An 11,921-nucleotide genomic window follows, 5' to 3' on the forward strand; every position below is an offset into this window, starting at 1 on the left:
GTGACTGCGCTCATAGCGAGGTCTCCGGACAGGCGTCATACTCACCGGTAACCCAGCGCCGGGAGCCCGGTGCGCGCGAATTTAGGGAGCAGCGATGGCTCGCCTCGCCCAGACCGCCGGCTTGACCGACGTGCAGTCCGAAATCCTGGCCACGGTCCGCCAGTTCGTGGACAAGGAGGTCATCCCGCGCGCGCAGGAGCTCGAGCACTCCGACACCTACCCCGCCGAGATCGTCGAGGGGATGAAGGAGATGGGCCTGTTCGGGCTCACCATCCCGGAGGAGTACGGCGGCCTCGGCGAATCGCTGCTGACCTACGCGCTCGTGGTCGAGGAGATCGCGCGCGGCTGGATGAGCGTCTCCGGTGTGATCAACACGCACTTCATCGTGGCGCACATGATCTCCCGGCACGGGACGCCGGAACAGAAGCAGCACTTCCTGCCCCGTATGGCGACCGGTGAGGTGCGCGGCTCCTTCTCGATGTCCGAGCCGGACCTCGGTTCCGACGTCGCCGCGATCAAGACCCGCGCCCGCAGGACCGACGACGGCTACGTCATCGACGGCGCCAAGATGTGGCTGACCAACGGCGGCAGCTCCAACCTGATCGCGCTGCTCGTCAAGACCGACGAGGGCGCCGAGAAGGCCCACCAGAACCTGACCACGTTCCTGGTCGAGAAGCCCGAGGGCTTCGGCGAGGTCGCGCCCGGCCTCACCATCCCCGGCAAGATCGACAAAATGGGCTACAAGGGCGTCGACACCACCGAAGCCGTTTTCGACGGCTACGAGATCGGTGCCGACAAGGTCCTCGGCGAGGCGCCGGGCAAGGGCTTCGCGTACATGATGGACGGTGTCGAGGTCGGCCGGGTCAACGTCGCCGCGCGCGCCTGCGGCATCGCGATCCGCGCGTTCGAGCTGGCCGTGGAGTACGCCCAGCAGCGCAAGACGTTCGGCAAGGCGATCGCCGAGCACCAGGCGGTGGCGTTCAAGCTCGCCGAGATGGCGACCAAGGTCGAGGCCGCGCACCTGATGATGGTCAACGCCGCCCGCCTCAAGGACTCCGGCGAGCGCAACGACGTCGAGGCGGGCATGGCGAAGCTGATCGCCAGCGAGTACTGCGCCGAGGTCACCCAGGACTCGTTCCGCATCCACGGCGGCTACGGCTACTCCAAGGAGTACGAGATCGAGCGCCTGATGCGCGAGGCGCCGTTCCTGCTCATCGGCGAGGGCACCAGCGAGATCCAGAAGACCATCATCAGCCGCGGTCTGCTCCGCGAGTACAAGTCCCGCTCCTGAACGTTCGCGCCTTTCGCCCGTCCTTGAGAAGATGGACCCGGGACGGGCGAGAGGTGATTACGTGAGTGCTCCCTTTGGCGGAGGCGGCCGGGCCGCGGGCGGGCTGCCCAGGCTGCCGACCCCGCCTTCCGGCTGGCCGATCGGGTCCTACGCGACCTACGGCGAAGCCCAGCAGGCCGTCGACTTCCTCGCCGAGAAGGAGTTCGGGGTCGCCGACGTGACCATCGTCGGGGTCGACCTGATGCTCGTGGAACGCATCCTCGGCAGGCTGAGCTGGGGCCGCGTGCTGGGCACCGGAGCGGTGTCGGGCGCGTGGTTCGGCCTGATCATCGGGTTGCTGCTGGGGATGTTCAACAACCAGGGATTCGCCTGGCAGCCCATGATCGGCGGGCTCGTTCTCGGCATCCTGGCGTGGACGGTCTTCTCGGCCATCAGCTACAGCGTGTCCCGCCGCGACTTCTCCTCCGCCAGCCAGCTGGTCGCCGGCCGGTACGACGTGCTCTGCCAGCCGCGTTCGGCGGAACAGGGCCGTGAGCTCCTGGCCCAGCTGGCGTTGGGCGGCCGCCCCGCCGGATGACATTCGGCGGTACTCGTTCACCTGTTCGTCGTGCGGTCCGCTGAATCGTTACCGATACTGCTTGCGGGCGGTGATCGCCCGGAATAGGTTGCACAACACCAGTCGGGCGGTCATGTACTCCAGCGTGTCCGCCCGAGCACTAGCACGTCGGGGTGCTGGCGCGCGGGCTTCTCCAACGCGTCCTAGTGCCGCCGCGTCCCTGGGCGTGCGCGGGCGAGGAGGCCTCATGGGGAAGAGGATGAGCGCGAGCCGGAGGGGCCGCTCACCAGGCCGCACCGGCTCGCTACTCGGCGCGACAGCGCTGACGGTCGGCCTGCTGGCCGGCTGCGGTTCGGATGCCGGCCTGAAGATCAACGTCTACTACGCGCCCGAAGACAATTTCCAGTCCGTTGTGGACGATTGCACCCAGGCCTCGGGCGGGCGCTACGAGGTCGTCTACAACAAACTCCCGCGTCCGGCCGACGGCCAGCGGGAACAGATGGTGCGGCGCCTGGCCGCCGGGGACGATTCGCTCGACGTACTGGGGCTGGACGTCACGTGGGTGTCCGAGTTCGCGGAGGCGGGCTGGATCGACGAATGGACGGGTGAAGCCAAGGCCGAGGCGACCGCGGGCGTGCTGCCCGGGCCGCTCGAAACCGCCACGTGGAACGGAAAGCTCTACGCGGCGACCAAGAACACCAACGTCCAGCTGCTCTGGTACGACGACAGGCTGACCCCGTCACCGCCGAAGACCTGGGACGAGATGATCGACCAGGCCAAGGCGCTCAAGGTCCAGGGCAAACCGGCGAACGTCGTGTTCACCGGCGCGCAGTACGAGGGCCTCGTCGTCATCTACAACACGCTCGTCGAGTCGGCGGGCGGCAAGATCCTCTCCGACGACGGCAAGTCCGTGGTGATGGACGAGGGCGCGATCAAGGCGCTGGAGATGCTCAAGAAGGTCACCACGGCCGGGATCACCGACCCGTCGCTGACCAACTCCAAAGAGGACGAGGTCCGCCAGGCCTTCCAGCGCGGCAACGCCGCCTTCGAGCTGAACTGGCCGTTCGTCTACGCCTCCTACGCCAAGGAGAAGAAGGACGAGCTGAAGCACTTCAAGTGGACCACCTATCCGCGGTTCGAAGCGGGCAAGCCCGCCAAGACCACGATCGGTGGCTACGATCTGGCGGTCAGCTCGACGTCGAAGCACAAGGCCGAGGCCTACGAAGCCGCGCTGTGCCTGCGCAACGAGAAGAACCAGAAGTTCTCCGCGCTCAAGGACGGTGTCCCGCCGACGCTCGAATCGCTCTACACCGACACGGTCCCCCTCGACGCGACGGCGGGCGTGAGCGACGACAACCCGAGCATGGACACGAAATACCCGATGCGGGAGACGATCCTGGACGCGCTCAAGGACGCCGCGGTACGCCCGTTGACCCCCGCGTACCAGAACGCCTCGACCGTGTTGTCGAAGGTGCTTTCCCCGCCTTCCGAAATCGATCCGCAGAAAACGGCGGAGAAGCTGAAGGAACAGCTCGCCGACGCGCTCCAGTCGAAGGGAGTGATCCCGTGACCGTGCAGGAAACGGCTGGTTCGGCGACCGTGAGCAAGCCGGGCAAGAAAGCGAAAACCGTTCTCAGCGAAGGAAAGAAGGCCGAACGCAGACTCGGGCTCTGGCTGTGTGCCCCGGCGGCGTTCGTGATGATCGCCGTCACCGGGTACCCGATCATCTACTCGATCTGGCTTTCCCTGCAGCGCTACGACCTCCGGTTCCCGGCGCAGCAGGAGTTCGTCGGCCTGGAGAACTACGTTTCGGTGCTGTCCAACGGCTATTGGTGGACGGCGTTCGGGACGACGATGGGGTTGACCGTCGTTTCGGTGGTGATCGAGTTCGTCCTGGGCATGGGCTTGGCGCTGATCATGCACCGGACGCTCGTCGGACGGGGCCTCGTGCGGACGGTCGCCCTGATCCCGTACGGCATCGTGACGGTGGTCGCGGCGTTCTCCTGGTACTACGCCTGGACGCCGGACACGGGCTACCTGGCCAACCTGTTCTTCCCGGACACCGCGCCGCTGACGGAGTACTGGCCCTCGATGGCGATCATCGTGCTGGCCGAGGTGTGGAAGACGACGCCGTTCATGGCGCTGCTGCTGATGGCGGGGCTGGCGCTGGTGCCGGACGACCTGCTGAAGGCCGCGGCGATGGACGGGGCGACGGCGTGGCAGCGGTTCACCAAGGTGATGCTGCCGGTGATGAAACCGGCGATCCTGGTGGCGCTGTTGTTCCGCACCCTGGACGCGTTCCGCATCTTCGACAACATCTTCGTGCTCACCAACGGGGCACAGGACACGTCGTCGGTGTCGATGCAGACCTACAACAACCTGGTCAAGGGGCTGAACCTCGGGATCGGTTCGACGATGGCGGTGCTGATCTTCATCACGGTGGCGATCATCGCGTTCATCTTCATCAAGGTGTTCGGCACGGCCGCACCCGGCAGTGACAATGGGGGTAAGCGCTGATGGCCATCGGTGGAGCGGTCACTCCCGGCCGCAAGGTCAAATGGGGCCTCATCGACATCCTGGTCCTGGTGTTCGCGCTGTTCCCGGTGCTCTGGGTCGTCTCGCTTTCGTTCAAGACCAAGGAGACCCTGAACGACGGGAGCTTCATCCCGACGGAATGGACCTGGCAGAACTACGCGGACATCTTCGAGACCACGGAGTTCATCCGGGCACTGGTGAACTCGATCGGGATCGCGATCATCGCGACGGTGATCGCGGTCGTCCTCGGCACGATGGCGGCGTACGCGATCGCGCGGCTCGACTTCCCCGGCAAGCAGGTGCTGGTCGGGATGTCGCTGCTGATCGCGATGTTCCCGCAGGTGTCGCTGGTGACGCCGCTGTTCAACATCGAACGTGAGCTGGGGTTGTTCGACACCTGGCCGGGGCTGATCCTGCCCTACATCACGTTCGCGCTGCCGCTGTCGATCTACACGCTGTCCGCGTTCTTCCGGGAAATCCCGTGGGAGCTGGAAAAAGCGGCGAAGATGGACGGCGCGACCCCGGCGCAGGCGTTCCGGAAGGTGATCGCGCCCCTGGCGGCGCCGGGTGTGTTCACCACGGCGATCCTGGTGTTCATCTTCTGCTGGAACGACTTCCTGTTCGCGATCTCGCTGACCTCGACCGAGGCCTCGCGCACGGTCCCGGCGGCGTTGTCGTTCTTCACCGGATCGTCGCAGTTCGAAGACCCGACCGGGACGATCTCCGCGGCCGCCGTGGTGATCACCGTCCCGATCATCCTGTTCGTGTTGTTCTTCCAGCGTCGCATCGTGGCGGGGCTGACGTCCGGTGCGGTGAAGGGCTGACCCATGGCTGAAATCGTTCTCGAAAAAGTGTCCAAGAAGTACCCCGACGGCGCCCTCGCGGTGTCCGAAGTGGACATCACGATCGCCGACGGGGAGTTCATCATCCTGGTCGGCCCGTCCGGCTGCGGGAAGTCCACGACCCTGAACATGGTCGCGGGCCTGGAGGACATCTCCTCCGGCGAACTGCGCATCGACGGCCAGCGCGTCAACGAGAGGGCGCCGAAGGACCGTGACATCGCGATGGTGTTCCAGTCCTACGCGCTGTACCCGCACATGAGCGTGCGGGAGAACATGGCGTTCCCGTTGCGGCTGGCCAAGGTCGAGGACCGGATCGTCCGGGCCAAGGTCGAGGAGGCCGCGCAGATCCTCGATCTGACCGGGCATCTGGACCGCAAGCCGGCGAACCTCTCCGGCGGGCAGCGGCAGCGCGTCGCGATGGGGCGCGCGATCGTCCGCAACCCCAAGGCGTTCCTGATGGACGAACCACTGTCCAACTTGGACGCGAAGCTCCGCGGCCAGATGCGGACGTCGGTGTCGAAGATCCAGAAGCAGCTGGGCACGACGACGCTCTACGTCACGCACGACCAGACCGAGGCGATGACCCTCGGCGACCGGGTCGTCGTGCTCCGGGCGGGCTACGTGCAGCAGATCGGGTCGCCGCAGTTCCTCTACGACAACCCGGCGAACCTGTTCGTGGCCGGGTTCATCGGCAGCCCGTCGATGAACTTCGTACCCGCCACGCTGGAGAACGGGACCGCCCGCAGCGCGCTGGGCGACATCCCGCTCACCGACCGGGTGCGGCGGCTGGCCGAGGCCGCCGACGCGCCGCGCGAGGTCATCGTCGGCATCCGGCCGGAGCACTTCGAGGACGCCGCGCTGGTGGACGCCTCCGCTCGCCAAGGCGGGGCGACGTTCACCGCCCACGTGGACGTCCTCGAATCGATGGGTTCGGAGAAGTTCGCGCACTTCTCGGTCGAGGGTGAGGCCGCGTCGTCGTCCGACCTCGCGGATCTCGCCGCCGACAGCGGATCCTCGGACGTCCCGGGTGCCGAGTCGCAGATCGTGGCCCGCCTCTCGGCGGCGTCCTCGGCCGCGGAGAACCAGGATGTCGAGCTCTGGTTCGACGCGGACAAGATCAAGCTGTTCGACGGGGCTGGCGGCAAGAACCTGACCTACACCGAGTAGCTCGCGGGCTCGTCCTGCCCGGGATCAGTACTCGCTCTCGGGCAGGGCGAGCCACAGCACGAGGTAGACGATGAACTGCGGGCCCGGCAGCAGGCAGGACAGCACGGCCAGCAGGCGGATCTTGCCGGGCGTGGTGCCGAAGCGTTTGGCGATCCCGGCGCAGACGCCGCCGATCATGCGGCCCTGGCGCGGTCGGGTCAGGCGGGCGGCTACGGGGTGGCTCACGGTTCTTCCCTCTCTGTCGTCACGTTGTGTGAAACCCATTTTCGTCGCGTGACGGCACGACCGCATCCCACCGGGGAACGAAACACACCCCTAAGGGCGTGAAATCGCGGTAAAGGATCCACCTGGGAAAACGCCGCGGACCCTGTGTTCTTCGCCCGTAGGGGGTGGTGTTCGGCGATCTTTTGACCATACTGCTCCGGTGCCCCCGAAGAGACTGATCGCAGGACTCTGTGGCCTGTTCCTCGCAGCGGCCTGCGCCACGCCGGAACCGGCGGCTCCGCCGTCACCCACCACGGAGGGCGACGAAGCCCTGACGGCATCCGAGGCGCTCGGCGAGTACCCGTCACTCGACTACTGCAGCCTGGTCGACCAGCGGAAAGTGATCGGCGGCGGAAACGCGATCAAACCACCGTTGAGCTCCTTCGAGTTCTGCCGCCTGGAATTCGTCGAGGGCGCCAATCGCTACACCGTGACCACCGGCCCGATCACGTCCGGGCAGGACCCGAACAACCGGCCCTACGAATACACCGGGCCGCTTCCGGAAGGCGTCAGCGTCCAGCAGTCGACGTTCAACGAGGAAACCACCTGTACCCGGCTGCTGACCTTCGCCGACGGGATCAGGCTGTCCATCGCCGTCACCTCCGACGCCAAGGCTCCGGCTGATCAGGGTGACCGCTGCCGGGTCGCGGACGCGACGGTCGGCGGCGCGGCGGAGGTGGTCACCGCGCGCAAGGTCGGGAGGCTGAACCTCGACCAGCGTTCGTGGGGCCGCGTCGCCCCGTGCGCGCCGCTCGATCAGCACGAACTCGACGCCGCCGCCGGTCCGGAGACCAAACCTGCGCCCGCGCTGTCCGGGCACGGCTGCATCCGCGGCAAGGTCGGCTTCACGCTGTCGGTCGTGACGGACACGACGCCCGGCGCGACGGAGGCGCTGGGCGGGCGGCAGGCCCAGGTAGCCACGTCGGGCGCGTTCTGCCAGGTGACCACGCATCGGCCGATCCCGGGCACGCCGGACCGGGTCGAGCAGGCGACGCTCTCGGTGGTCGGCGTCGACGGCGCGCCGGAGGACGCCACCTGCGCGGCCGCACGCGAAGTCGCGGTGGCCGTTTTCCCGAAGCTCCCCTGATACCCCTCCCACGCCCGCGTCGAGTCCTCTGGATGCGCGCGACTAAACGCGTGAACCTCGCTCCGCGACGCGTGACCGAAGCCGGAACTCGCGTGCTTGGACGGCGAACTCGCGTGATCGAAGGGCGAACTCGCGTGTCCAGACGGACGACACACCTGGCGCCGGGTGCGTCGCGTGTCGTCCGTCTGGACACGCGAGTTCGCCGCCCGATCACGTGAGTTCCGTCCCCGATCACGCGAGTCTCGTCTCCCCGCACGCGAAAACGGTGCCCGGCCGCATTCAGAGGACGAAATGCGGAGGGTCAGCGGAGCTTCGGGAGGCGGAAGGAGCACATGACTTCATCCAGGGCTTCGACGTCCAGCGGCGGATGCGGCAGCGGGGTGGCGCGGCCGGGCTCGGCGCGCAGGCCGTCCAGGAGCATCGCGAGGCACCGGCGCCACAGGTCCGGCTGGATACCGTGCGTGAATTCGATGACCGAGCCGATCATCTGGTGCAGCAGCGGCATGTCCGTCGGCACGATGTCCGCGCGGAGGGCGCCCGCCGCCTGAGCCCGCTCGACGAGCTGTGTGATCAACGGCACCATGCGCGCTTTCGCCTCGGCGACGCGCTCCTGGCCGAAGACGTTCGACAGCATGACTTCCCGTAACCCGCGGTCACCGGCGTGGAGTTCGGCCGCGCGCCAGGTGAAATCGGTGAAGCCGTCCCAAGGGTCCTCGGCGCGAAGAGCCTCTTCGGCGAACTCGCGGATCGTCTCGAACTGGTCGACGAACATGGCCTCGACCAGGTGTTCTTTGCTCGGGAAGCGGCGGTAGACGGTGCCGACGCCGACGCCGGCGTGATGCGCGACGTCGTCGAGAGTCGCTTCGAGTCCGCGCTCGCCGAAGACGTCGCGCGCCGCCGCGATGATGCGCTGCCGATTGAGTTCAGCGTCGCGCCGCAGCGGCCGCGCCGGTGCGGCGGGAGCGAGGTCCCGTGCCATTCGTCCAGCTTAACAAATGAAGTAGAGGACACTTCTCCACTTCTTGTGTACCTTGGGCGGCGAAAGAGGAGATATCTACTCCACATAGCCTCTTCGTCACTATCGGTGAGGAAACCGCCCGTATGCCTGAGTCATCCACCGCTGTCGCCACGCCGCCGGGGGACGCGGCCGCGCAGCACCCCAACCCGCACCACGCCAGGAGATGGCTGATCCTGGTGATGATCGGTCTCGCCCAGCTGATGGTGGTGCTCGACGCCACCGTCGTGAACATCGCGCTCCCGTCGGCGCAGCAGGACCTCGGCTTCTCGAACGACGCCCGCCAGTGGGTCGTCACCGCCTACGCGCTCGCGTTCGGCAGCCTGCTCCTGCTGGGCGGGCGGCTCGCGGACCTCTTCGGCCGCAAACGCGCGTTCCTGGTCGGCCTCGCCGGCTTCGCCATCGTGTCCGCGATCGGCGGCGCCGCCGGCAGCATCGAGATGCTGCTCGTGGCCCGCGCCGCGCAGGGTGTCTTCGGCGCCCTTCTCGCCCCGGCGGCGCTTTCGCTGCTGACCACGACCTTCACCGACCCGAAGGAGCGCGGTAAGGCCTTCGGTGTCTTCGGCGCGATCGGTGGCGGCGGCGCGGCGATCGGCCTGCTGCTCGGCGGTGTGCTGACCGAGTACCTCGACTGGCGCTGGTCGATGTACGTCAACATCATCTTCGCGGTGATCGCGTTCGCCGGCTCGTTCGTGCTGCTGAAGAACTCCGAGACCGACGGCCCTCGCCCGAAGCTCGACATCCCGGGCACGATCACCGCGTCGGCGGGCCTGTTCGCGCTGGTCTACGGCTTCGCGAACGCCGAACGCGACTCATGGTCCTCGATCTCGGTGTGGGGCTTCCTCGCCGCCGGTGTCGTGCTGCTCGTCGCCTTCGTGGCGATCCAGCAGCGGGCCGAGCATCCGCTCCTGCCGTTGCGCGTCCTGCTCGACCGCGACCGCGGCGGCTCGTACCTCGCGATGTTCCTGCTCGCCATCGGGATGTTCTCGATCTTCCTGTTCCTCACCTTCTACATCCAGCTGAACCTCGGTTTCACGCCGGTGCAGAGCGGGGTCGCGTTCCTGCCGATGGTGGCCACCCTGATGGCCAGCGCGACGTCGGCGACGGCCGTGCTGCTGCCGAAGTTCGGCGCGAAACCGTTGGTGTCACTGGGAATGCTGACCGCGGGTGCGGGGCTGTTCTGGCTCTCGGCCATCGACACCACCAGCACGTACGCCAACGGCGTGCTCTTCCCGCTGATGGTCATGGGTATCGGCATCGGCCTCGCCATGGCTCCCGCGATGAGCGTCGCGACCTTCGGCGTCGACACGCATGACGCCGGTGTCGCGTCGGCAGCGGTCAACACCGCGCAGCAGGTCGGCGGCTCGATCGGGACCGCGCTGCTGAGCACGCTGGCCGGCAACGCGGCGACGTCGTTCCTGGCCGGGAAGGTGCCGACGCCGCAACTCGCGGCCGAAGCGGCCGTGCACAGCTACACGACCGCTTTCGTCTGGGGCGGCTGGATCTTCGTCATCGGTGCGGTGATCTGCGGGCTGCTGCTGCGGTCCGGTGCCCCGGCGAAGGCCCCCGAAGGTGCTTCGGAGGGCGCTCCGGTCGCGGTGCACATGTAGGTCGTGAGTGGCGATTCGGGTTCTAACCCGAATCGCCACTCACGACTGCCGTCGCACAGCTTCGAAGACCTCGTCGTCCCATCGGTGCGTCCGGATCAGCCGGTACCGTTCGCAAGCCACCCACAGGTACGCCTCGGCGTCCGTGCGCGAGCCGATCAGATCCGCCTGCCGCAGCATCGCCACCACCGGCACGAACTCCTCGTCGAACCACCGCTGCGCCAGCGTCGCGCGGTCGGAGAAGGTTCCTTCGTCCTGCATCAGCCGGAAGCCCCAAGCCTCGACATGTTCGCCGAGCCGCGCGTAGTCCCACGGATCCGTGAACACCACCGAAGCCCGCGCGTGCCCGGAAAGCGGGACGCGTTCCAGGAACAGCCGCCGGTAGTCCTTCACGATCAGGTCGCCGCGATACCGGATCCCGCTCGGGTCCAGTTTGGTCCGGACCTCGGTGACCATCGCCTCTATTGTGGACAGTCGCATCGCGTGCGCCACCGAGACGCGATGGTGGCCGTCGATGATGAAGTGCAGTTCGCCGACGCGGTACACCTCGATCGGCGGGATCGACTCGCCGCGCCTGGTCGCGAGCGCGAGCCGTTCCCAGCGTTCGCGGACCCGGCCCGACGTCGGGCGGAAGCGGCGGTCGAAGTCGCGGCCGCGGTCGACGCTGCCGACGATCGAATCGAGCCGGATCACCCGCGCGCCGATCTTCCGCTCGCCGAGATACCCGAGCGCGTCGACCACCTCGTGGAACGGCAGCATGATGTTGACGTCGTCAGGCTCACCGCGCAGCCAGTTCGCGAGCCGCGACAACACCTGACGCCTTCGCGCGCGGAGGAAGTCGTGCTCCGCGTCCGCCCGGGGAAAACCGGTGTCCTTCACAGTAACTCCATGATCCGGTGCCCGACGACGTTGCGGACCGTGGTCCCGCCGATCACCCGGTCCGGCACGGGTTCACCGTGCGGGTGGATGTGCCCGTGCAGCAACCATTTCGGCCGCAACGACTCGATCGTGCGATGGAGACAGTCGAACCCGCGGTGCGGCGGGTCCTCGCGGTCGCCGCAGTGCCGCGGCGGCGCGTGGGTGAGCAGGACGTCAACGTCCCGCCCGTCCCTCCAGCGGCGGAACCGGGCCCGGCGCACCAGCCTGCGCGCACGCCGGGCCTGCCGGCGTTGCGTCCACTGGTTCGGGCCGTCGTTGTAGCGGACGGAACCGCCGAGCCCGGCGAAGCGGAGCCCGCCGATGTCGACGATCCGGCCGTCCGCGTTCACCCCGCCCGCCGGGCCCGGCCACTCCGCCGGGAAACCGTCCTTCATGGACAGTCCGCCGTAGCGGGTGTAGCCGGACAGGTCGGGATCGTGGTTGCCCGGGACGAACACGCACGGCACGTCGAGCGCGCTCGCCAGGAATTCGAGGTAGGCGTACGGCAGGTCACCGGCACCGATTACGAGGTCGAGATCGGCGGGTTGACTGTGGACGGCCGACGTCCACAACCGCTCCTCGACCTCGTCCGCGACTACCAGCGCTTTCACGCGCTCCAGCGTAATGCCGGAGCGCTAC

General features: G+C 67.5%; 12 protein-coding genes. 8 read left to right on the top strand and 4 right to left on the bottom strand.

The genetic code is table 11. The features are described from left to right. Positions 1-94 precede the first annotated feature (94 nt). The 6 genes from AB0N89_RS24220 to ugpC all read left to right on the top strand — a co-directional run bounded on the left by AB0N89_RS24220 (position 95) and on the right by ugpC (position 6,391). On the top strand, positions 95-1,291 hold the full coding sequence (locus AB0N89_RS24220) for an acyl-CoA dehydrogenase family protein (RefSeq protein WP_364207993.1): 1,197 nt from the start codon (positions 95-97) through the stop codon (positions 1,289-1,291). Positions 1,292-1,352: 61 nt separating this feature from the next. After that, the gene (locus tag AB0N89_RS24225) at positions 1,353-1,868 is read left to right on the top strand and encodes a general stress protein (RefSeq protein WP_364207995.1); all 516 of its coding nucleotides are present in this window, start codon (positions 1,353-1,355) and stop codon (positions 1,866-1,868) included. A 226-nt stretch (positions 1,869-2,094) separates the two neighbouring features. Next, entirely contained in the window at positions 2,095-3,417 is a 1,323-nt protein-coding gene (locus AB0N89_RS24230) for an ABC transporter substrate-binding protein (protein WP_364207997.1), read from the top strand. After that, complete coding sequence (locus tag AB0N89_RS24235) at positions 3,414-4,364, top strand: sugar ABC transporter permease (protein ID WP_364207999.1); 951 nt, start codon at positions 3,414-3,416, stop codon at positions 4,362-4,364. The genes AB0N89_RS24230 and AB0N89_RS24235 overlap by 4 nt, the downstream gene beginning before the upstream one ends. Continuing rightward, entirely contained in the window at positions 4,364-5,206 is an 843-nt protein-coding gene (locus AB0N89_RS24240) for a carbohydrate ABC transporter permease (RefSeq protein WP_364208001.1), read from the top strand. The genes AB0N89_RS24235 and AB0N89_RS24240 overlap by 1 nt, the downstream gene beginning before the upstream one ends. 3 nt (positions 5,207-5,209) lie before the next feature. Beyond that, positions 5,210-6,391 (top strand): sn-glycerol-3-phosphate ABC transporter ATP-binding protein UgpC, encoded by a 1,182-nt coding sequence (gene ugpC / locus AB0N89_RS24245; RefSeq protein WP_364208003.1) that lies wholly within the window; start codon positions 5,210-5,212, stop codon positions 6,389-6,391. A gap of 24 nt (positions 6,392-6,415) precedes the next feature. On the opposite strand, the gene AB0N89_RS24250 is transcribed toward ugpC, so the two are convergent. Beyond that, a complete protein-coding gene (locus AB0N89_RS24250; protein ID WP_364208005.1) occupies positions 6,416-6,616 on the bottom strand; it encodes a PspC domain-containing protein in 201 nt (66 codons plus the stop codon). 199 nt (positions 6,617-6,815) lie between these two features. Here AB0N89_RS24250 and AB0N89_RS24255 point away from each other — a divergent pair, with 199 nt between their 5' ends. Further along, entirely contained in the window at positions 6,816-7,742 is a 927-nt protein-coding gene (locus AB0N89_RS24255) for a hypothetical protein (protein WP_364208007.1), read from the top strand. Positions 7,743-8,043: 301 nt separating this feature from the next. Here AB0N89_RS24255 and AB0N89_RS24260 read toward each other — a convergent pair whose 3' ends face one another. Beyond that, on the bottom strand, positions 8,044-8,721 hold the full coding sequence (locus AB0N89_RS24260) for a helix-turn-helix domain-containing protein (protein ID WP_364208009.1): 678 nt from the start codon (positions 8,719-8,721) through the stop codon (positions 8,044-8,046). A 122-nt stretch (positions 8,722-8,843) separates the two neighbouring features. Between AB0N89_RS24260 and AB0N89_RS24265 the strand changes: the two genes are divergently transcribed. Beyond that, on the top strand, positions 8,844-10,367 hold the full coding sequence (locus AB0N89_RS24265) for an MFS transporter (protein WP_364208011.1): 1,524 nt from the start codon (positions 8,844-8,846) through the stop codon (positions 10,365-10,367). Between the two features lie 39 nt (positions 10,368-10,406). On the opposite strand, the gene AB0N89_RS24270 is transcribed toward AB0N89_RS24265, so the two are convergent. After that, a complete protein-coding gene (locus tag AB0N89_RS24270; protein ID WP_364208013.1) occupies positions 10,407-11,243 on the bottom strand; it encodes a chromosome partitioning protein ParB in 837 nt (278 codons plus the stop codon). After that, positions 11,240-11,893 (bottom strand): metallophosphoesterase, encoded by a 654-nt coding sequence (locus tag AB0N89_RS24275; protein ID WP_364208015.1) that lies wholly within the window; start codon positions 11,891-11,893, stop codon positions 11,240-11,242. Before AB0N89_RS24275 ends, AB0N89_RS24270 begins: the two co-directional genes overlap by 4 nt. Positions 11,894-11,921: the final 28 nt, after the last annotated feature.

Origin of the sequence: Amycolatopsis sp. NPDC089917 (assembly GCF_040684635.1) — a bacterium.
Lineage (GTDB): Bacteria > Actinomycetota > Actinomycetes > Mycobacteriales > Pseudonocardiaceae > Amycolatopsis.